This window comes from Acinetobacter entericus, assembly GCF_026168575.1.
Classification (GTDB): domain Bacteria; phylum Pseudomonadota; class Gammaproteobacteria; order Pseudomonadales; family Moraxellaceae; genus Acinetobacter; species Acinetobacter bouvetii.
In genome coordinates, this window is sequence record NZ_JAPEQW010000018.1 from 62443 (window position 1) to 82829 (window position 20387).

21 protein-coding genes and 3 tRNA genes are annotated in these 20387 nt (G+C 43.9%); 18 read left to right on the forward strand and 6 right to left on the reverse strand.

The window, feature by feature from the left end; genetic code table 11:
• Positions 1–16 precede the first annotated feature (16 nt).
• The 6 genes from pabC (at position 17) to OKC24_RS13780 (ending at position 5104) form a co-directional block, all read left to right on the forward strand.
• Entirely contained in the window at positions 17–829 is an 813-nt protein-coding gene (pabC, locus tag OKC24_RS13755) for an aminodeoxychorismate lyase (protein ID WP_131275768.1), read from the forward strand.
• A 4-nt stretch (positions 830–833) separates the two neighbouring features.
• The gene (gene mltG / locus OKC24_RS13760; protein ID WP_130147129.1) at positions 834–1883 is read left to right on the forward strand and encodes an endolytic transglycosylase MltG; all 1050 of its coding nucleotides are present in this window, start codon (positions 834–836) and stop codon (positions 1881–1883) included.
• Between the two features lie 9 nt (positions 1884–1892).
• Complete coding sequence (gene tmk, locus OKC24_RS13765) at positions 1893–2489, forward strand: dTMP kinase (protein WP_130147131.1); 597 nt, start codon at positions 1893–1895, stop codon at positions 2487–2489.
• Positions 2490–2609: 120 nt separating this feature from the next.
• Positions 2610–3074 carry a PaaI family thioesterase gene (locus OKC24_RS13770; RefSeq protein WP_130147133.1) on the forward strand — a complete coding sequence of 155 codons (465 nt, stop codon included), beginning with the start codon at positions 2610–2612 and terminating at the stop codon, positions 3072–3074.
• A gap of 171 nt (positions 3075–3245) precedes the next feature.
• The gene (locus OKC24_RS13775; protein WP_130147135.1) at positions 3246–4214 is read left to right on the forward strand and encodes a hypothetical protein; all 969 of its coding nucleotides are present in this window, start codon (positions 3246–3248) and stop codon (positions 4212–4214) included.
• Positions 4215–4219: 5 nt separating this feature from the next.
• Positions 4220–5104, forward strand: a complete 885-nt coding sequence (locus OKC24_RS13780; RefSeq protein ID WP_130147137.1) for an arginase family protein — start codon at positions 4220–4222, stop codon at positions 5102–5104.
• 63 nt (positions 5105–5167) lie between these two features.
• On the opposite strand, the gene nadB is transcribed toward OKC24_RS13780, so the two are convergent.
• The gene (nadB, locus tag OKC24_RS13785; protein ID WP_130147139.1) at positions 5168–6817 is read right to left on the reverse strand and encodes an L-aspartate oxidase; all 1650 of its coding nucleotides are present in this window, start codon (positions 6815–6817) and stop codon (positions 5168–5170) included.
• Between the two features lie 228 nt (positions 6818–7045).
• On the opposite strand from nadB, the gene OKC24_RS13790 reads away from it, so the two are divergent.
• The 12 genes from OKC24_RS13790 (at position 7046) to OKC24_RS13845 (ending at position 17251) form a co-directional block, all read left to right on the forward strand.
• Positions 7046–8431 (forward strand): Do family serine endopeptidase, encoded by a 1386-nt coding sequence (locus OKC24_RS13790; protein ID WP_131275767.1) that lies wholly within the window; start codon positions 7046–7048, stop codon positions 8429–8431.
• 126 nt (positions 8432–8557) lie between these two features.
• Positions 8558–9007 (forward strand): acyl-CoA thioesterase, encoded by a 450-nt coding sequence (locus tag OKC24_RS13795; protein ID WP_131275766.1) that lies wholly within the window; start codon positions 8558–8560, stop codon positions 9005–9007.
• A gap of 184 nt (positions 9008–9191) precedes the next feature.
• Positions 9192–11009: a translation elongation factor 4 gene (gene lepA, locus OKC24_RS13800; RefSeq protein ID WP_130147145.1), complete on the forward strand. Its 1818-nt coding sequence runs from the start codon at positions 9192–9194 to the stop codon at positions 11007–11009.
• 21 nt (positions 11010–11030) lie between these two features.
• Positions 11031–11858 (forward strand): signal peptidase I, encoded by an 828-nt coding sequence (gene lepB / locus OKC24_RS13805; protein ID WP_130147147.1) that lies wholly within the window; start codon positions 11031–11033, stop codon positions 11856–11858.
• A 22-nt stretch (positions 11859–11880) separates the two neighbouring features.
• Positions 11881–12252 carry a DUF4845 domain-containing protein gene (locus OKC24_RS13810; protein ID WP_131276527.1) on the forward strand — a complete coding sequence of 124 codons (372 nt, stop codon included), beginning with the start codon at positions 11881–11883 and terminating at the stop codon, positions 12250–12252.
• Entirely contained in the window at positions 12224–12922 is a 699-nt protein-coding gene (gene rnc / locus OKC24_RS13815) for a ribonuclease III (protein WP_131276525.1), read from the forward strand. The genes OKC24_RS13810 and rnc overlap by 29 nt, the downstream gene beginning before the upstream one ends.
• A complete protein-coding gene (gene era, locus OKC24_RS13820; protein ID WP_131276523.1) occupies positions 12922–13950 on the forward strand; it encodes a GTPase Era in 1029 nt (342 codons plus the stop codon). Before rnc ends, era begins: the two co-directional genes overlap by 1 nt.
• Positions 13951–13982: 32 nt before the next feature.
• Positions 13983–14174, forward strand: coding sequence for an NF038104 family lipoprotein (locus OKC24_RS13825; protein ID WP_130147156.1), 192 nt, complete (start codon positions 13983–13985; stop codon positions 14172–14174).
• An 8-nt stretch (positions 14175–14182) separates the two neighbouring features.
• The gene (gene recO / locus OKC24_RS13830; RefSeq protein ID WP_171457744.1) at positions 14183–14896 is read left to right on the forward strand and encodes a DNA repair protein RecO; all 714 of its coding nucleotides are present in this window, start codon (positions 14183–14185) and stop codon (positions 14894–14896) included.
• Between the two features lie 14 nt (positions 14897–14910).
• Positions 14911–15636 (forward strand): pyridoxine 5'-phosphate synthase, encoded by a 726-nt coding sequence (pdxJ, locus tag OKC24_RS13835; RefSeq protein ID WP_130147160.1) that lies wholly within the window; start codon positions 14911–14913, stop codon positions 15634–15636.
• A 19-nt stretch (positions 15637–15655) separates the two neighbouring features.
• Positions 15656–16309, forward strand: a complete 654-nt coding sequence (locus OKC24_RS13840) for a MiaE family protein (protein WP_130147162.1) — start codon at positions 15656–15658, stop codon at positions 16307–16309.
• 126 nt (positions 16310–16435) lie between these two features.
• A complete protein-coding gene (locus OKC24_RS13845; RefSeq protein WP_131276521.1) occupies positions 16436–17251 on the forward strand; it encodes a DUF4198 domain-containing protein in 816 nt (271 codons plus the stop codon).
• Positions 17252–17304: 53 nt separating this feature from the next.
• Here OKC24_RS13845 and OKC24_RS13850 read toward each other — a convergent pair whose 3' ends face one another.
• The 5 genes from OKC24_RS13850 to OKC24_RS13870 all read right to left on the reverse strand — a co-directional run.
• Positions 17305–18375: a hypothetical protein gene (locus OKC24_RS13850; RefSeq protein WP_130147166.1), complete on the reverse strand. Its 1071-nt coding sequence runs from the start codon at positions 18373–18375 to the stop codon at positions 17305–17307.
• A gap of 94 nt (positions 18376–18469) precedes the next feature.
• Positions 18470–18545 (reverse strand) — tRNA-Asn (locus OKC24_RS13855).
• A 163-nt stretch (positions 18546–18708) separates the two neighbouring features.
• Positions 18709–18784 (reverse strand) — tRNA-Asn (locus OKC24_RS13860).
• Positions 18785–18789: 5 nt separating this feature from the next.
• Positions 18790–18865 (reverse strand) — tRNA-Asn (locus tag OKC24_RS13865).
• Between the two features lie 299 nt (positions 18866–19164).
• The coding region (locus OKC24_RS13870) for an ISNCY family transposase (RefSeq protein ID WP_265465693.1) at positions 19165–20387 on the reverse strand (1223 nt) is incomplete at its 5' end.

Below are 20387 nucleotides of genomic sequence, written 5' to 3' on the forward strand. Positions count from 1 at the left end.
TTTCGGGATGCTCGTTATGCCATATTTTAAAAATGCGCGGGAAATCAATGAAGTCTCAGTATTGGACCGCGCATTTCATTACGGCGACGGGTGTTTTACCACGGCACGCCTGCGCAATGGCGTAATCGAGCTGCATGAACTGCATATGGCGCGTTTGCAAAATGCCAATCAACGGCTGTATTTGCAGGCAGATTTGACGTTGATTGAGCAAACGCTGAATATCATGCGCCAGTCTGATCCTGCTGCATCAGGCACTTTAAAAATTATTTTAAGCCGCGGAGAGGGGCAGCGCGGCTACAGCTTACCGGATCATCCCGCCGATGTTTGGGTTTTCTATTACCCTCAAGATGTTGCAGATTTTCAATATCAGACCATTTCGAGCGGCGTATTGGATCAGGCCATTGGCCTGACGATGCCGAATTTGACTGGCTTGAAATCTTTAAACCGTATAGAGCAGGTGATGCTGAAGCATGAGGCCGATCAGAAGGGATGGGCGGAAGCGCTGGTAATGGATGTGCAAGGCCTAATTGTTGAAGGTGTGAGCAGTAATTGCTTTATTCGAATAAACGATACATGGATTACGCCTGAACTTCGCTATAATGGTGTGCATGGCGTTATGCGCGCTGAAATTTTATCACGCATGCAGGTGCATGGCATTGCCTGTGTACAGCGCAAGATTGATCTGGATGAAATCCCGGATTTTCAAAACGTATTTTTTTGCAATGCATTGAATCCTATGAAAATAGTCTTCAACTTAAATGGTGCAGCGCTGAATATTCAGGCCTGTACAGAACTGTTTCATACCCTAAAACTTAATCAAATCCGCTAAAATTATGTCCTCAGTTAAGCCTAAATCCAAAAAGAAAAAACTGCAGCCGCGGAGGCTGCCGAAAGCTACGTGGCTGACGGCGCTGTCCTTTGCCATCATTCTTTGCTTTGTTTTATGGTCCAGCCTATTTAAAGAGTATCCCATTGAAGGCAAAAAGCAGATGCTGGCCATTGGTGCAGGCGATACCTATTCGGGCTTTATTGAGCGTTTAGCCAAAGAAGACAAAGTCAGCTTTCCTATTGTGCTGAAGCTGTATCAGAAATTTATGATTCACGATACCTTAAAAGCCGGCGTGTATGAAGTGCGTGAAGGCATGAGCATACGTGAAGTCTTGGTGATGATTTCCAATGTTGAAAATGCGCAGATGAACCGGATTTTAGTCATTGAAGGCACGACATTTAAACAGCTGGTGAATGCGCTGCAGAAAGACCCGCTGGTGGCGCATGACATCAGCAATCTGCCTTATGATCAGATTTTAAAGGCTTTGGATATTCCGTATTCACATCCTGAAGGGTTATTTGCGCCGGATACTTATTTTGTTGCAAAGGGCGAGTCGGATAAGAAAATTTTAAAAGATTTATATACGCGTCAAATGAAAACCCTGGATCAGGCTTGGGAAAACCGCGCAGCTGGCTTGCCGTATAAAGACAAGTATGAAGCGCTGATTATGGCGTCAATTGTCGAAAAAGAGACCAGTTTGGACAGTGAGCTGGAGCAGGTGTCAGGTGTCTTTGTCCGCCGTTTGCAGCAAGGCATGCGCTTGCAGACCGATCCCACGGTAATTTACGGCATGGGCGATAGCTATACAGGAAATATCACCCGTCAGGATTTACGCACGCCAACGCCGTATAATACCTATACAATCAATGGTTTACCGCCAACACCAATTGCCTTGCCAGGCAAGAAAGCGATTGAAGCGGCCATGCATCCAGATAGTTCAAATAATCTTTACTTTGTTGCAACAGGCAATGGCGGGCATAAATTCACTGCAACGCTGCAGGATCACAACCGCGCTGTGCAAGAGTATCTTGCTGTTATACGTTCAAAAAATTAAGGAGTGAGCATGTTTATTAGTTTTGAAGGCACCGAAGGGGTTGGCAAAACCACGCTCATCCGTAAAATTTATGATCATTTTCTAAGTCAAGGCAAAGAGGTGGTGCTGACCCGTGAACCGGGCGGCACGCCGATGGCGGAACAAATCCGATCCCTGCTGCTGTCTGTGAATCATGAAGAGCAGATGAGTCATGATACTGAGCTGCTGCTGATGTATGCCGCCCGCGCGCAGCATTTGGAACAAGTGATTCTGCCTGCGCTGCAGGCGGATAAAATTGTACTCTGTGACCGTTTTACGGATGCCAGTTTTGCTTATCAATGCGCAGGACGCGGCTTGAGCGAGGAGAAGCTGCAGGTGCTGAATGACAGCTTTGTCAGCCGGATGCCTGATTGCACGTTTTGGCTGGATGCGCCGATTGAGCTGGGTATGGACCGTGCCCGCGCACGCGGCGCATTAGACCGTTTTGAGCAAGAGAAAGTAACCTTCTTTGAAAAAGTAAGAGCGGGATATGAAACTTTATCCAAACGTCAGCCGGAACGGATCAAGCGTCTTGATGCATCGCAGCTGCCGCATCAGGTATTTGCTCAAGCGCTGTCCTATCTTTAATTTTTATTGATGATGCTTTTAATTGCATAAAAGTCAAAAAAGTCATAGCTTTAAAATTCAAGTTGATTTAAAAATCATGCATAGCGAAAGTTATGGATGATTTTTTTATGGATGATTTTGATGCGAAGTACAAAACAAGAAATTATTGATTTTTTAAAACGCGAATTTGCACCCAGTTTAGTGAATTGTTACATAGAAGAGGTGGGGGAAAAAAGCGCTTCATTGGTCTGGCGTGTGGGGGACAAAGATTTGCGTCCCGGCAACACAATTTCAGGGCCAACCATGATGACCTTGGCCGACTTTGCCATGTATGTCGCCATCTTAGGGGAAATAGGGATTGTCGGTTTAGCAGTGACCACCAATATGAATATTAACTTCTTGCGCAAGCCGTCTGCAGGTCAAAATTTACGGGGTATCTGCAAACTGATGAAAGTAGGAAAGGCGCTGATTGTGGCTGAAGTTTGGATTTATTCGATTGATCAAATGAATGACCCGGTAGCGCATGTGACAGGGACTTATTCTGTTCCGCCAATGAAGATCATAAATCAAGAAGTTTTATTGAATAGTACGGCGAATATGGGATGAGTTGATCCTTGAGCGGTGCTGCATTTTATCTGATTTAAATGTGTACTGTTTCTGAGTTTGAGGAAAGGATTGACAGGCCATTTGCAAGAAAGCGGTTCTTATCGCAAATTGCTGATTCAGCCGAGTAAGTAAAAAAATATAATAAAGCCAAGATGCAGAGGGGGGTACTATATGGATGCAATTGATCACGAAGTTATCCGTTTATTTAAAGCGCATGTGCATCCGTTGTCGAATAAGCTCTGTGAGATGCTGAATGAGCATTATTCACATCAAAGCGAACGCCGCGGCTGCGGTTATACACAGGCTACCCGCGTACTTGCGGAGTATGTCAACACGCCGCGCCGAGCGGCGGATTTTTCTGATCTCAAGCTGTTTGACGTATCAGGCGCTAAAAAAATTAGAAAAATTATAGATATAGCTAGTATTTATGGGCTGGAGCTGAATGATTGGCATAATTTGGATCAGCAGGCGGGAGTGCAGCAGTTTTTCGCCTCATGTACAGAAACAGATTATAAGCAAACCCTTGCATCTGAATGTGCGCGCTTAACGTCACTGCGTCACTTAGGCAGTGAAGCTGTATTAGAAGAAAGCAAACTGATTTGTCATTTGCTGGAAGATGTTTTGCTGCCAAAGACCGCACAGCAAACAGGCTTTGTCGAACTGCGCAATTTGACAGAAAAGCCGAAAGTCGGTTCTTGCCCCATGGCGGAAGATTTCTTTTTGAAAATTGCGCACCGTTATTTGCTGCGTCAAGGCGAAATCAATATATTTGTCGATGATGATCATCAGCCGCTGCTGATGGAAAAAATGAATATGGGAGATAACCATTCCTGTATAAGCCTGCAGCCCCTCATTATGAATGGCATTCGCTTGCCTGCGGGATCTTTATTTTCTGCAGAGTATGACATTGGGAGCATCGAGCAGAAACGCCCGAACAAAGAGTTTAAAGGGCAGATCATGCATCATTCCGCTATTAACGGTTTTTGGTTTCTGCGTTTAACAACGCTGGCTGTTTCGCCTGAAAACCGAAAACGTGCATTCAGCACGCATTTTGAACAGCAAGTCAGCAACGGCCTGTACAGTCCTGGAACAACAGAATTGCAGCAGTTAGTGAATGTAGCGCTTTCCCAGTTAGGTTAATCAGAATGCTCGATGTCTGTTATTCACCGCATTATTTTGCGCATACGCATACCAACAGTATGGAAAAATTGAAGCTTGTTGCCGACGCTTTGCATACTTGGGGCAATATTCAATTTCATGAGCCTGAAGTTTTGGATATTGAGATTTTGAAGCAGCTGCATGAGCCTTCATATGTTGATGCTTTTTATACAGGGTTGCCTGAAAAAAAAGCGACTTTTTCAGGCTTTAAACAGTGGAATCAGCAATTGCGTGATGCGGTGCTGAGAATTAATGCGGGCCAGCTTTTGGCTGCCAAACTGGCATGGCAAAAGGGCATTGCAGCCAACATCGCACAAGGCTTTCATCATGCGCAATACGAATATGGCGGCGGCTATTGCACTTTTAATGGTTTGGCGCTGATCGCGCAGCAGTTTCCTGAGAAGAAAATTTTTGTACTGGATTGCGATCAGCATGGCGGTGACGGCACTGCAGAATTCAGCCTGCGTTTGGAAAATCTATTCAATTTCAGCATTTATGGTTTAGCCCATGGCTGTCCAGTCTATCCGCGCTCATTTACACGGCACATTCATAAAGATCATGGCTGTTTTTCGCAGTATACCTTGGCTGTTCATGAAGGCTTTCAGCAGGCGCAGGCTTGGGAGGCAGATTTAATTATTTATCAGGCGGGGATGGATTGTCATCAGGCTGATCAGTTCGGTTCGTCCTGGTTTACCGCAGAACTGATTCAAAAGCGCGAGGAAACCGTGTTTAAATTAGCGAAAAGAAGCGGAATCCCAATCATGTTTGTACTTGCTGGCGGCTATCAGAAATTAGAAGATTTAGTCCCGCTGCATTTATATACTTTTAGGGCAGCCATTGATGCCTATGCAGAACGGAAATCCTCCGCTTAAAAGCAAAACAGCCGAATGAAGGGCATTCGGCTGCTGAATATAAAAAGCAATGATGCTGCTGGATTATACGGACAGATCTTCTGAATTCACCAGCGGGCGCTGCACTTGAAAATCTGGAGGGGTCAGCACGGTTTTACGCAGCTCTGGCCCCAGTTCAGGATAGTCCAAAGTGTAATGCAGGCCGCGTGATTCTTTACGCTCCATGGCGCAGCGCACAATCATTTCAGAGACCAGCACCAAGTTGCGCAGTTCAATTAAGTTTTTGCTGACCTGATAATCTTGATAGTACTCAGTAATTTCGCGTTTCAGCATCTCAATGCGGTGCAGGGCGCGCTGCAGGCGTTTCGTGGTGCGCACAATGCCGACATAGTTCCACATTGTTTGGCGCAGTTCATCCCAGTTTTGCAGAATGACGACATCTTCATCAGGATTCATTACTTGTGAATCATCCCAAGCCGGCACTTGAGGTGAGGAGTACTTGTTTTGTAAGCCTGTTTTAATGTGATCAGCCGCTGCCATGCCGTAAACAAAACATTCTAAAAGTGAGTTACTGGCCATACGGTTGGCACCATGCAAACCTGTGTAGGAGGTTTCACCAATGGCATATAAACCTGAAATATCGGTTTGGCTGTTTTCATCAACAACGACGCCGCCGCAGGTGTAATGCGCCGCCGGTACAACAGGAATCATTTCTTTGGTAATGTCGATGCCCAGTTCCAGCAGGCGTTCATACAGTGTTGGAAAGTGCTCTTTGACAAAGCTTTCAGGCTTATGCGTAATATCCAGCCAGACATGGCGGATACCTAAGCGCTTGATCTCATAGTCGATTGCGCGCGCAACAATATCGCGCGGCGCAAGTTCAGCGCGCTCATCAAAACGCAGCATAAAGCGTTCGCCGTCTGGCAGGCGCAAATAAGCGCCTTCACCGCGCATGGCTTCGGTAATTAAAAACGAGCGCGCTTGCGGATGATACAGGCAAGTTGGGTGGAATTGATTGAACTCCATATTCGCCACACGGCAGCCGGCGCGGTACGCCATGGCAATGCCGTCACCTGTGGCAATGTCCGGATTAGAGGTATAAAGGTAGGCTTTCATTGCGCCGCCGCAGGCCAATGCAGTAAATGGCGCGAGGAAGGTGTGCACTTTTTCGTTTTTCTCATCCAGCGCATAGAGGCCTAAGGCGCGGTTTTCACCGCCAAGATTCAGCTTTTGCGAAGTAATCAGATCAATGGCAATATAATTTTCAAAAATGCTGATGTTGGATTTTTCTTGGGCGCGCTGTACCAGTGTTGTTGAAATTGCGCGTCCAGTCGCATCGGCAGCGTGAATAATGCGGCGCTGAGAATGTCCGCCTTCACGTGTAAGATGAAGCTGTTCCTGTTCATCCAGGGTAAATTGCACGCCATGTTCCAGCAGGAAGTCGACAGAAGGTTTGCCGCCTTCAACTGTTTGCTTAACGGCATCCAGTTCACACAGGTGTGCGCCGGCAATCATGGTGTCATCAATATGCTGCTGAATCGAATCTGTTTTATCTAAAACCGCAGCTACGCCGCCTTGTGCAAAATATGTACTTGCATCCGTGAGCGTTGATTTGGCTAAAACAGCAATGTTGAAATGATCGGGCAATGATAAGGCTAAACTGAGTCCCGCACCGCCGCTTCCCACAATGATCACATCAAAATGACGTGTTGTTTCTAAATTAGGCATATCCATCAGCTAATTTGAAAAAAAGTTCGGTAATGACAACGCTTTTTTGAGCAAAAGGCAAGAGCAAAAATGCTCCAGCTTGATGAATAAAATTAATAATGCTGTAAATTTTAAGGAATGATTAAGCTGCTGTTTATAAGAATGTATTCAAACATATTGTAACGATTAAGCTTCATGCTTTATGTTAAAACCAATCATATTTCAAAACATCAATAATTTGAGTGAATGCTTAAGATGAGAAATCAAACGATGCAAAAAGGATTATATGCTGCGGTATTTGCTGCCGCTGCTGTTCAGGCGCATGCTGCTGCGCCGGTGGATTTTTCCAATCTTGTCGAGCAGGTCAGTCCTGCGGTCGTAAGCGTCAATGTAGTGAAAAAGCTGAGCCAGGAAGAGCTTTTGCAGCAGCAAGTGCCAGAGATTTTAAAACGTTTTTTTGGCAATCAAGTGATTATTCCGCAGCAGCAGGTGCCGCAGGAAAAAACAGCTTATGGCAGCGCCTTTTTTATCAGTAAAGATGGCTATTTGCTGACAAATCACCATGTGGTCGAAGATGCGACTAAAGTGACGATTGTATTGAATGACCGCCGTGAAATTGACGCCAAGGTTGTCGGCAGTGATGAACGCACCGATGTCGCTTTATTAAAAGTTACAGGTTCAGGTTTTCCCGAATTGCGCACAGGGAATGTTGGCCAGCTGAAAGTGGGGGAGCCTGTATTGGCGATCGGCTCGCCTTTTGGTTTTGATTATTCAGCATCTGCCGGCATTGTCAGCGCAAAAATGCGCAATATGATGGGTGAAACTTCAGTGCCGTTTATCCAAACCGATGTGGCCCTGAACCCCGGAAACTCCGGCGGGCCATTATTTAATCAGCGCGGTGAAGTGGTTGGCGTCAATTCACGGATCTTCAGCGGGACTGGCGGCTATATGGGCTTGTCATTCTCCATTCCGATTGATGTGGCGATGGATGTTGCGGATCAGCTGAAAAAGCATGGCAAAGTGACCCGTGCTTATTTGGGGGTAAGTTTGCAGGATATTGACCGCAACTTGGCGGAGTCTTATAAATTGGCAAAGCCGGAAGGTTCTTTGATTACGCAAGTTGCGCCAAGTTCTCCAGCGGCTAAAGCCGGGTTTAAATCCGGCGATGTTATTTTGAAATTCAATGGCACGCCAATCTCGCGGACCTCAGAGCTGCTGAACTATTTAAACCGCGCCGTGCCCAATCAGAGTATTCAATTGGAAGTGCTGCGTGATGACAGCCGCCGCAATATTTCTGCAACTTTAGACACCGCGCCGGATGATACTCCTGCAAAAGCGGATGCTGAACAGCAGCAAAGCAAGGGGCCAATTTTAGGGGTCAGCATACGTGACTTGAATGCCGCTGAGCTTAAGCAGCTGGATACTAAAGGCGGTGTGCTGATTCAGGATGTGCGCCGTGGCGGCATTGCTTCTCAAGCGCGCATTCTGCCCGGGGATGTTGTTACTCAAATTAATAATAAGGCAATCGGCAATACCAGAGACTTTATAGTTGCAGTCTCGGATTTGAAAAAGAATACCGTTGCGCGAGTTACAATTATCCGTGAAGGGCAGCGCGCAATAGTCGGTATGCGTATCGAATAATCCTGTGTATTCTAGAGAAATATAAAACCGTTCTGCATGAGCGGTTTTTTTATTTTTTGCAATTTACTGCAGGCCGATTTGCCTTAGACTGTGGGGGCCAAAGATGAGCCAGTAAAGCAGGGAAAAATGAGCACAATTTTTGATATGAAAATTACAGTGCAGCCAGAACATATCGATGTGCTGGGGCATGTGAATAATGTTGTATATATGAGCTGGATGCAGGATGTCGCGACAGAGCATATTGAAGCGCTGGGTTTGGGCCTAAAACAATACCTGGAACTGAAGCATGCCATGGTGGCGGTGGAGCATCATGTGCAGTACCGCAAAGCAGCCATGGAAGGCGATGAGATTATTTTGCGCTCATGGCTGAACGATATCAATGCCTTGTATTCATACCGTCAGTATGTGTTTTATCGGCCAAAAGATAAAGCAATCCTGTTTGCCGGCAATACGCAGTGGGCTTGCGTAGAAATAGCCACGGGCCGCCCTAAGCGCATGTCACCTACTTTTACGCAAGCGTATCAGCCTCTTTCTAATACAGAAAACCCGATGGATTTCAGCGTTTATGATGCGTAAATGAAGTTTGGTTTTTTCGCTTTGAAGTTGTAATGCTTTGAACGCCGGCGCTTAAAGCGCAAAAGGAGTTCATTATTATGGATACATTGAAAAAACCATCTGCTATAATCTTTCGCAATTTCTTTTCAGCTTTTGCTGTGCATTTTAAATTGTGTGCATAGCGCGTTTTTTTTCAAGGTAACTCATGGCGCAAGCTAAAAAATCTGTTGATATTAAAAACATTCGTAACTTTTCGATTATTGCGCATATCGATCATGGCAAATCGACTCTTGCAGACCGCTTTATTCAAATGTGCGGCGGTTTACAGGACCGTGAAATGCAGGCGCAAGTTCTGGACTCAATGGAGTTAGAGCGTGAGCGCGGCATTACCATTAAAGCCGCATCGGTTACCTTGTATTATACGCATCCCAATGGTCAGGAATATCAGCTGAACTTTATTGATACTCCGGGGCATGTGGACTTTTCTTATGAAGTATCGCGTTCTTTGGCTGCCTGTGAAGGCGCTTTATTGGTTGTTGATGCTGCGCAAGGTGTAGAAGCGCAATCGGTTGCCAACTGCTATACCGCCATTGAACAGAACTTAGAAGTTCTGCCGGTGCTGAATAAAATTGATTTGCCGCAGGCGGAACCAGAGCGCGTCATTCACGAAATTGAAGAAATTATCGGGATTGAAGCAACGCATGCGCCAACATGTTCAGCTAAAACTGGACTAGGTGTTGAAGGTGTATTGGAAACACTGGTAGATGTGATTCCTGCACCACAAGGCGACCGTGAAGCGCCGCTACAAGCATTAATTATTGACTCATGGTTTGATAACTATCTTGGCGTTGTCTCTTTGGTTCGTATCAAAGAAGGCCGTGTGCGTAAAGGCGACAAGATGCTGGTTAAGTCAACCGGTCAAACGCACATCATTACGTCAGTCGGTGTGTTTAATCCTAAGCATACTGAAACGGGCATGCTTGAAGCAGGCGAAGTCGGTTTTGTGATTGCAGGCATCAAAGATATTTTTGGTGCGCCAGTCGGTGATACCATCACGCTTGCAGCTACACCAGATGTTCCGACTTTACCCGGTTTCAAAAAGGTTAAGCCGCAGGTATATGCAGGCCTGTTCCCAATTGATGCCAGCGATTTTGAACCATTCCGCGAAGCATTGCATAAATTGCAAATTAATGACTCGGCGTTGTTCTTTGAACCGGAAAGCTCAGATGCTCTAGGTTTTGGTTTCCGCTGCGGCTTCTTGGGCATGCTGCACATGGAAATTGTGCAAGAGCGTTTAGAGCGCGAGTATGATTTAGATCTGATCAGTTCTGCGCCGACGGTTATTTATGAAGCGCTGATGAAAAATGGTGAAACCAAATACATCGACAGTCCATCAAAAATGCCGGATGGTTCAACAGTTGAAGACCTGCGTGAACCGATTGCAGAATGCCATATTCTTGTGCCGCAGGAGTATTTGGGCAATGTGATGACTTTATGTATTGAGCGTCGCGGTGTGCAAAAAGACATGAAATTCCTGGGCAACCAAGTATCGATTACGTTTGAAATTCCAATGGCGGAAGTGGTTATGGATTTCTTTGATAAGCTGAAATCCTGTTCACGCGGTTTTGCATCGCTGGATTATAACTTTGTACGTTTCGAATCTTCATCTTTGGTTAAGGTAGATGTGTTAATTAATGGTGATAAAGTGGATGCTTTAGCCATGATTTGTCACCGTAATGATGCTCGCCACCGTGGTATTGCCTTGGTTGAGAAAATGAAAGATCTGATTCCCCGTCAAATGTTTGATGTGGCAATTCAGGCCGCCATTGGTGCGCAGATTATTGCCCGTTCAACGGTCAAGGCAATGCGGAAAAACGTATTGGCTAAATGTTATGGCGGCGACGTTTCACGTAAGAAGAAACTTTTGTCTAAGCAAAAAGAAGGCAAGAAACGTATGAAGCAAGTGGGCAGTGTTGAAATCCCGCAAGAAGCGTTTCTTGCTGTGTTGAAAGTAGAAAGATAATAACTCGAGGTCATTACGCTCATGGATTTTGATTTTAATTTAATCCTTGTACCTGTCACATTGGTTTTCTTTATTGTGTGGCTGCTGGATAAGCTGGTTTGGAAACAGCGGCAGACTAAAGGCAAGGGTAATGAAAATGTCATTATTACTTGGGCGTATGACTTCTGGCCAGTGCTTGCAGTTGTTCTCATTCTGCGTTCTTTTTTATATGAGCCTTTTAATATTCCATCAGATTCTATGGTGCCTACTTTAGAAACGGGTGATTTTATTTTGGTGAATAAATTTGAATACGGTATCCGCTTGCCCATCGTAAACAAAAAAATTATAGATGTGAGTGAGCCGGAGCGCGGCGATGTCATTGTATTCCGTTATCCGCCGCAGCCAAGCATCAGCTATATCAAGCGTGTGGTTGGCTTGCCGGGGGATCATATTGTTTATGATCATGGCCAATTGACCATTAATGGCCAGAAAGTTGCCAAAGTGCCGGTAGAGTTTAGCCGTGCAAAAGATGTGCAGGATACGCCAACCTCGATTTACCACAAAGAAACTTTGGGTACGCATACCTTCACCATGCGTGAGCTTGAGGGGGTAAATATTGCCCGTCAGGCGCCATTTATCAATTATGTCGATAATGGTAAATATTCGAATGAAAATGGGTTATATTGGGAAGTGAAAGTACCAGAAGGTCATTACTTCGCGATGGGGGATAACCGCGATCAAAGTGCTGACAGCCGTTTCTGGGGTTTTGTCCCTGAAGAAAATCTAACAGGCCGTGCATTCTATAAATGGATGCATAAAGAGCCTGGTTTTAAATTGCCGTCATTTAGCCGTAACGGCAAAATTGATTAATGCATTATTAGGAAAATAAAAAATGCGACATCAGAAAGGGGCTTCGTATATTGCTATATTGATTGCAATTATTGGTTTAGCTTTCATGGCCAAAATTGCAATCGCGGTTTGGGGGCCGTATTTGGATGATCATCTGATTGACCAGCAGATTGAAGCGCAATTAAAAGATGGTCCGAAAAATTTAAGCCCAGCCAGGTTTGCAGAAGAAGTGGATAAACGTTTACTGATGAATAATATCCGTGATTTAAGATTTCAGGATGTTGCGCAGGCGACTAATGTAGATGGTATCCAAGTGAAAAAGGATTATGAAATAAGAAAACCATTCTTATTGAATATAGATATTGTGTTGAAGTTCGAGAAAAGTTTTGATCAAAGCTCAGTCCAAGCTAAATGATGCACGTTTAGCCAGTCGTATCGGTTATCAGTTTAAACAGCCTGAGTTGCTGCAGCTGGCCTTGACCCACCGATCGGTGAGCCATAAAACCAATTATGAACGTCTGGAGTTTTTAGGCGATTCATTATTAGGGATGATTATTGCCAATTATCTCTATCATGCTTATCCGCATGAAAATGAAGGCCGTTTGACGCGGATGCGTGCTACGCTTGTGCGTCAAGAGGCCTTAGGAAAAATTGCCAATGACTTAAAGTTAAGCCAAAGCTTAATTTTAAGTACAGGTGAGCTGAAATCTGGCGGTCATCATCGTGAGTCTATACTTGCTGATACCGTGGAGTCGATCATTGGCGCCATTTATGTGGATTGTCAGGATTTGAAAATTCTGGAAGCCATTGTTTTGAAATGGTATGTGCCATATTTAGACATCATTGAGCCGTCAGATCAGCTTAAAGATCCGAAATCCCGTTTACAGGAATATCTGCAGGCGCGTAAAAAACCGTTGCCGGTTTATGAGGTTGTTGATATTCAGGGTGATGCGCCAAATCAGCATTTCAAAGTGGAATGCATTGTAGATGGCTTGCCTGTTAAATATGGTGAAGGATCAAGCCGCCGTTTTGCCGAACAGGCTGTAGCGGCAGATATTTTAGAAATTTTGGAGAAAAAGTCTTAATGACTACTCATTCCGATCACATCGATGCTGATCACGAGCCGCAAGACAGCGGCAATGATTTAATTAATCAATTCTTTAGTTCGCAAGGTACCACCATTCCTTCTGACTATAAGAGCGGTTTTGTTGCCATTGTGGGCCGTCCAAACGTTGGCAAATCAACGTTAATGAACCATATTTTGGGGCAGAAACTTTCTATCACTTCACGTAAACCGCAAACCACACGTCATAAAATTGTCGGTATTGATTCGCGTGAAAAGTCTCAAGCGGTATTTGTCGATACGCCGGGGATGCATAAGAAAGAAGTACGCGCCATCAATAAAATGATGAACCGCGCCGCGCATTCAGCTTTGCGTGATGTCAATCTAGTTTTATTTGTACTTGATGCAGATAAGTGGACACAAAACGATGAATTGGTTTTGGAAAAACTGAAGAATGCGGAAATGCCGGTGATTCTGGTGATCAATAAAATTGATACGCTTGAAAATAAAAACCATGCCTTGCCGTTGATTCAAGAGCGCGCAAAACTCATGAATTTTGCTGAAATTGTTCCAGTGTCAGCGCTTCGCGGCGCGAACTTGGATCATTTGCGCAGTACCATTGAAAACTATTTGCCATTCCAGCCGCCGTTGTATTCACTGGAACAATTGACAGACCGTTCAGAGCGATTCTTAGCCTCTGAAGTGATCCGTGAAAAAATCATGCGCCAATTGGGTGAAGAGCTGCCTTATGATTTAACGGTTCAAATTGAATCGTTTAAAACAGAAGAAGCGACAATTAATGAAAAAACGGGCCGTCCAAAAGCAGCCTGTACTTACATTGATGCCACAATTTTCGTTGACCGTCCGGGTCAAAAGGCCATCGTGATTGGCGAAAAGGGCGCAAAACTGAAAAAAATCGGTATGGATGCCCGTGTCGACATGGAAAAAATGTTCGAACAGAAAATCATGCTGACGCTTTGGGTTAAAGTGAAAGGCGGCTGGTCTGATGATGAGCGTGCATTAAAAAGCTTGGGTTATAGCGATATCTAATTGCTAGACAATGAAACTTTGAGGGAAGCGTAATGATGAAAGTGTTAGCGGTTGCAGTCTGTGTTATTTTTCTGCAAGGATGCATTACTAAAATCGTTACTGTTCCTGTCAAAGTTGCTTATAAAACGACAAAGGGTGTGGTGAAAGGTACCGCAGCCGTTGTCGGCGCAGTCATTCCAGATGGTGATGACGAAGATAATAAAGACAAAAAAGAACAGGATTAATTTCAGCAATCATGCGCAATGAAATTTTGCATGGTTATTTAATCCATCACCGCAAATACCGCGAAAAAAGCCATATTGTGCACTTGTTTACGCAAGAGCATGGCCGTGTTGACGGCATTTTAAGGCAAACACCACCGCCGCAATATCAGCCGATTTGCCTGCAAGCATCGGGGAAATCTGAACTTAAAAATTTTACCAAGCTGGAAATAGTCAATCAGCCGATTTTCTTTTTTGGCGATGCTTTCTTTTCCGGTTTTTATTTAAACGAAATTTTATTGCGGCTTTGCCCATTAGAAGTAGAAATGCCGCAGACTTATCTGCAATATGCTGAGACTTTGGCTTATTTGCAATTTTTATCAAGCCAAAACAATCCGAATCAATTTTTAAAGCAAATTTTACGTAAATTCGAACATGAATTACTGGAAGAATTAGGTTATTCATTAGATTTTTCGACTGATTCAAATCAGCATGAAATCCTGCCGCAGCAGCAATATATTTTTCAGTTAAATGATGGATTTTTGCCAACAGCACAGCCTTCACGTTCGACACTGGATGGACAGCACATCCTTGCCATGTGCGAATATGAAAAGGGTAGGGATTTTAGTCCAGAACAGTTACAATTACTTTCTAAGCTGTATCGGCAAATGATCAGTTCATTGCTGGGTGATCGGCCTTTAAAAAGCCGTCAGCTGTGGATACAGAATTCTCAAACACAATCGTAATTTAGGAAAATATTATGGCTGCATTATTAGGTGTAAATATTGACCATGTAGCAACTTTGCGACAAGCTCGTGGCACCGATTACCCTGATCCTGTAAAGGCTGCGCAAATTTGTGAACAAGCAGGTGCAGAAGGCATTACGCTGCATTTGCGTGAAGACCGCCGCCATATCCAAGACGATGATGTACGCCGCATGCGCCCTGTCTTAAAAACGCATATGAATTTAGAGATGGCGGTTACCGATGAAATGGTGGCATTTGCCAAAGAAATTCAGCCGCAGCATGTGTGCTTTGTCCCTGAAAAGCGCCAAGAAGTCACCACTGAAGGCGGTTTAGATGTTGTTGGTCATTTTGAAGATGTTAAAAAAGCAACGCATGAACTTAACGCGATAGGCTGTGAAGTTTCATTGTTTATCGATGCTGATATTGCACAAATTGATGCAGCTGTAGCCTGCGGTGCGCCTGTCATTGAATTGCACACAGGCGCATATGCAGATGCGGCAACGCCAGAAGCGCAGCAGCATGAGCTTGAGCGTATTGTTCGAGGTGCAGAATATGCTGCCTCTAAGGGCTTAATCGTCAATGCGGGGCACGGTTTAAACCTAGACAATGTTACGCCAATTGCGCAAATTCCTCAGATTCATGAATTAAACATTGGTCACTCAATTATTGCAGACGCAGTATTTGTAGGCTTAGAGCAAGCTGTACAGCGTATGAAAACAGCCATTAAAGCTGCACGTTAATTTTATTTAGTTTAGATCTATGTCAAATCTTGATTACGCTGAGCTGATGAAGCCAGTGATCAGCTTTTTAGGCTGTGAGACTCCCAAAGCATGGTTAGATGAAGCTGTGCAAAATTTAGATATTTTGATGCAGGACCATGCGAACTGCGAAAAGAAGGCCGCCAGTACGGCCATGAATCTCATGTTCCGCTACAGTTTTTTTTCTGATTTGCAAATTAAGCTGGCTCAACTGGTGCGTGAAGAAATGCTGCATTATGAGCAGGTGCTGGAATTGATGGCTAAACGCGGTCAGGAATGGACGGCAATTAGCGCTGGCCGTTATGCAGGTGGATTGCGTAAAGAAGTGCGTACATTTGAGCCTGAGGCTTTAATTGATATTCTTGTGGTTGGTGCCTTTGTGGAAGCGCGTTCATGTGAGCGTTTTTATGCGCTTGCACCGCTGGTAGATGATGAATTGGGGCGTTACTACCGTTACTTGCTGAAGTCTGAATCACGTCATTATGAGGACTATTTAGCATTGGCGATGGATGTAGCAACCACGTCTAAACTGAAAAATCCGAAAGAAGATATTCAAATGCGTATTGAGCGGATTCGTGAAGTTGAAAAAGACCTCATTCTGAGTCCTGATGAGAATTTCCGTTTTCATAGCGGTATACCAATTAAAGCAGCGTAAATGTTAAAAGAAAATCCTCCTATTTAGGGGGATTTTTTATACCTTTATAATTTTAGTAAATAAGAATTATTTATAATATGGCTGTATGCTCTTAAAATTCATCAAATTTTACATGAATGATGTACCATGAATTTAGTCCGAAATTTAAGCTTAATCAGCAGTAGCTTAGTGATTGCCTCTGCAGCACAAGCGCATTATCCCTATGTGGCACCGCTCAGCTATCAGACTTTTAACAATCACTCGGCGATTATATCGGGCTTCTACGACAATCCTTTTGTCGCTGAAATTGCGATTAAAAATTTTAAGTTCCACGTGCATACACCTGCTGGACAGAAGATTGAATTAAAAGACACAGACTGGGCAAAGACTCAAACACTGAGCAGTTATAGCTTGGAAAATAAGGTTGATGGTACTTATCGTATTCGCGGTGAAAAGACGGGCAGCATGAGCAGTTTTGCGCAAGTCAATAAAGAGTGGAAAGCTTTAATTGGCGGGCAGCCAGCTGCTGATAAAGCAATCAGTCCGAATGTGGTTTATCGATCGCAGTTGGCTAAAAATACAAAAATTAAAACTGTTCAAACACAAGAAATTATAGAAACTTTTGTTTCACGCCGAGTTATTTTAAGTGTTGCAGCATCGCATGTACATGATGGTTTCGATGTGCAATTTATCACTCATCCAAATGTAATTCAGGTCAATCAGCCTATTCAGTTTAAAGTGTTGGATAACCAAAAGGGTATTGAAGGTTTAAGTGCTGAAATTTTAGTGCAGACTACGGATTACAGCCGAGATACTAAGGTGCTAAAAACAGTGACCACTGATGAGCAGGGTATTTTGAATTTTTCTTTGCTGAAAATAGATTATCAGCAGCCATTTGACCATAAAGGCAATGAGCTGAAGCGATATAAATATACTTTAAGTTTTAATGTCATAGCAAAGTGACTGAAAAATGTAAAATGGCAAGCATTAAGCACTTGCCATTTTACTATTCTGCATTATTTGGAGAACAATAAAGCCAGTCCAATTAAGAGCGGCATACCGGTTTTTATGAGGAACTCCTTATTCATACCGCCATAAAACTGCAAAGAAAATCCCGCCAGCATTAAGAATCCGACGAGATAAATCAGGCGGAAATAACTGTTGGAATAAATATAAACCACGCTTGCAATGGACATGAGCAAGCAGCTGATCACTAAATAATGCAAGTCCCAAATATATGTGCTTAAAGTGAAAAAGATTAAACTGAGGATGCCTAGAGCAAGCACTTGTGTGCTTTCAAAGCCGCGGTAATGCATAAACATAATACCAGCAATAATAGGCAAAAGAAGCAGTAAAAATTTATAATATTTTGAATGATGGCTTTGAAAAAAATAGGAGGTTTGGGTGTGCAGAATAGGGTGTGTTGCTGTGCTTAAACGAATCCATTTGGATTGATAGTCTTGAGGTAAGGAAGCAACAGCGATAAAGCTGACATCCTGCATAGGCGTGCTGATCAGGTACTCTGCAGTATAGCCCTTAGCATAGTAATACCATGATTTTCCTGAAGAGCCGCTTAAGGTTTGATATTCGGTCTTATCTTTGGTGGATGCGTTTAAATAGACCCGCTCTTGCGGGTAAGCGCTATTTAAAGGGCAAATCGTTTGATGATTGCCCAAATGACATACAGCTAAAACATAAATTTCTGCATCCTTACGTGTATTTTGAATCCCTGCAAAATCCAAATGCATAAAGAGCTGACCAAAATCATTCTGTACCCGCATAATCGGAGATTCCCAATGCGGCAATGCTTTGAATTGAGCCAAAATATCACCTTGATCATCAATGTGCAGTGTTTCGCCTGAGAAAGCACTGGCTGGAATCATTAACTGCTGTGAATCTGGAATTTCTTCATTGCTGGATTGATCAAACAGTTCGGGTGCATGCGCAATTTGCTTCTCAAGTTTGGACTTGGGTGCACAGGTATAGAGAAAGAAGCAGCAGGGCAGCACAACAATCAGCAGTGCATAAGCAATAGCTTTAAGGCGCAGGAAGTCTTTGGATTTTGCTTTAGGCGGTGGAATATACATTTCTAATTGTCTAGAATTATTATTACGTTAGCACATTATAATTATTTTTATGCATAAAAAAAGCCCAAGTCATGATGCTTGGGCTTTTAGAATTTGGCTCTCCAACCTGGGCTCGAACCAGGGACCTGCGGATTAACAGTCCGTCGCTCTACCGACTGAGCTATTGGAGAATCTGGAAGAGATTTTATGCACAGCAGGCTGTTTGGTCAAGCGTGAAACTGATAAAACCGCTCCAAAATGAACTGAATGCACTAAATCTAAGCAGTTTGGGGGCATCAATTTGTCTGCGCATAAAAAAAGCCCAAGTCATGACGCTTGGGCTTTTTAGAATCTTGGCTCTTCCACCTGGGCTCGAACCAGGGACCTGCGGATTAACAGTCCGTCGCTCTACCGACTGAGCTATGGAAGAATAGATGGCTCTCCAACCTGGGCTCGAACCAGGGACCTGCGGATTAACAGTCCGTCGCTCTACCGACTGAGCTATTGGAGAATCTGATGCGCATTTTAGGGATGAAACTGCAATGGGTCAAGTAAAAATGAAAGATTAAGCGCTTAAATGTTTTTTTATTATCCAAAGAGAGGTATGTTGCTTATTTATTGATTCTTTTAGGCTTTTACAGTATTAAAAGTTGTCGGATTACTTTAGAGTTTATAGTTAGAAGGGTGAATGATAGAATTGTGGAGAAGGTCGAGTTAGATTGCTGTTCTGGTTACGAACGTGCGGAGAACATTGCGCACCATGTTATTCCCAAGTAGAAATGTCCTACCTAATAACCAAATAGAAATGTCCTATACAGACATTTCCAAGTCAAGCACAGGATTCAGATTTCGTTGTTGAATTGCTGTTTTCTGTGCTCGTCTACGTGGCATAGATTGAGAACGACTTCGTTTGTTTTGCTGTTCTAGTTCTTCATGCTGTTGCTGGATATGGGCCAAGACTGAACTCAAACGTTTATTCTCAACAATCTCTCGCTGGTTCAGCTGACTTAATTTATCGAAGATGCTGTAATTGATTTTTCTTCCCTGATATTCAATGGCGACCGTACCGTCTGGGTATTCTAGAAATTCAATATATTTACCCATGAGACTCTGGTTTTCTTCTGTATTTTCCAGCAGATAGACGCATTTATCATAAGTAATCGTCAGGCTATTCGTGACTCTGCGAGGTTCACGCCAAGTAAAAATATCATCTAACTCTTCGGCTGTTTCAGTGATAGGCCGATGTAGATTCTTAGGATTAAAAGCCATCTTGGCGAACTTCTGATTGAACTGCTCAATGAAGCAGGGTAGCCAGACATTAGCTTGCTCAATCGAACAGATGCCTTTCAGGCGCATCTCCTTGATCAGACGGTCCTGAAGGGTTCTGTTGGCCCGTTCCACACGGCCTTTGGCCTGCGGTGAATTAGCGAAGATGATATCGATATTCAGGGTGCTGAGTACGCGCCCAAACTGGGTAATCTTGGTGTCTTTCTTACTGCTTTGATTCACCCTGAAGACTGAATGTTTATCGCTGTAGAAGGCTAAAGGCTTACCATGCTGCTCAACATACAAACGTGTTGAAATCATATAGTCAAAGGTTGATTCCGACTCACAGAAGCGTAAATGCTGTAATTTGCCTGTGGCATCATCGATAAATACCAGCAGACAGCATTTAGGGGCTCGACCTTCAAACCAGTCATGGTGTGAGCCATCGATTTGGATCAGTTCACCATAACAGTCCCGGTTATAACGAGGCTGATACGGGCGTTTCAGACGTTTGGATCGAGGAATCCATAAATCGGCTGCAATCATCCAGGAACGCAGTGTTTCCACTGAAATATCAAAGCCATGAACGGTGGTGAGCTTTTCATGCGCTAAAGTGGGTCCGAAACCATGCAGTTGATCAGAAACAATATTGAGGCACTTGAGTCTGAGCTCTTCAGGAAGCCTGGAATTGCTGATTTGACCACGACCGGCATGGGCTAATGCAGCTGGGCCTTGAGCTTTGTATTTTTGCAATAAACGCCTGATCT

Coding starts and splice junctions, on each gene's coding strand:
- pabC (WP_131275768.1), top strand. CDS start 17: ATGCCATATTTTAAAAATGCGCGGGAAATCAATGAAGTCTCAGTATTG.
- mltG (WP_130147129.1), top strand. CDS start 834: ATGTCCTCAGTTAAGCCTAAATCCAAAAAGAAAAAACTGCAGCCGCGG.
- tmk (WP_130147131.1), top strand. CDS start 1,893: ATGTTTATTAGTTTTGAAGGCACCGAAGGGGTTGGCAAAACCACGCTC.
- OKC24_RS13770 (WP_130147133.1), top strand. CDS start 2,610: ATGCGAAGTACAAAACAAGAAATTATTGATTTTTTAAAACGCGAATTT.
- OKC24_RS13775 (WP_130147135.1), top strand. CDS start 3,246: ATGGATGCAATTGATCACGAAGTTATCCGTTTATTTAAAGCGCATGTG.
- OKC24_RS13780 (WP_130147137.1), top strand. CDS start 4,220: ATGCTCGATGTCTGTTATTCACCGCATTATTTTGCGCATACGCATACC.
- nadB (WP_130147139.1), bottom strand. CDS start 6,817: ATGGATATGCCTAATTTAGAAACAACACGTCATTTTGATGTGATCATT.
- OKC24_RS13790 (WP_131275767.1), top strand. CDS start 7,046: ATGAGAAATCAAACGATGCAAAAAGGATTATATGCTGCGGTATTTGCT.
- OKC24_RS13795 (WP_131275766.1), top strand. CDS start 8,558: ATGAGCACAATTTTTGATATGAAAATTACAGTGCAGCCAGAACATATC.
- lepA (WP_130147145.1), top strand. CDS start 9,192: ATGGCGCAAGCTAAAAAATCTGTTGATATTAAAAACATTCGTAACTTT.
- lepB (WP_130147147.1), top strand. CDS start 11,031: ATGGATTTTGATTTTAATTTAATCCTTGTACCTGTCACATTGGTTTTC.
- OKC24_RS13810 (WP_131276527.1), top strand. CDS start 11,881: ATGCGACATCAGAAAGGGGCTTCGTATATTGCTATATTGATTGCAATT.
- era (WP_131276523.1), top strand. CDS start 12,922: ATGACTACTCATTCCGATCACATCGATGCTGATCACGAGCCGCAAGAC.
- OKC24_RS13825 (WP_130147156.1), top strand. CDS start 13,983: ATGATGAAAGTGTTAGCGGTTGCAGTCTGTGTTATTTTTCTGCAAGGA.
- pdxJ (WP_130147160.1), top strand. CDS start 14,911: ATGGCTGCATTATTAGGTGTAAATATTGACCATGTAGCAACTTTGCGA.
- OKC24_RS13840 (WP_130147162.1), top strand. CDS start 15,656: ATGTCAAATCTTGATTACGCTGAGCTGATGAAGCCAGTGATCAGCTTT.
- OKC24_RS13845 (WP_131276521.1), top strand. CDS start 16,436: ATGAATTTAGTCCGAAATTTAAGCTTAATCAGCAGTAGCTTAGTGATT.
- OKC24_RS13850 (WP_130147166.1), bottom strand. CDS start 18,375: ATGTATATTCCACCGCCTAAAGCAAAATCCAAAGACTTCCTGCGCCTT.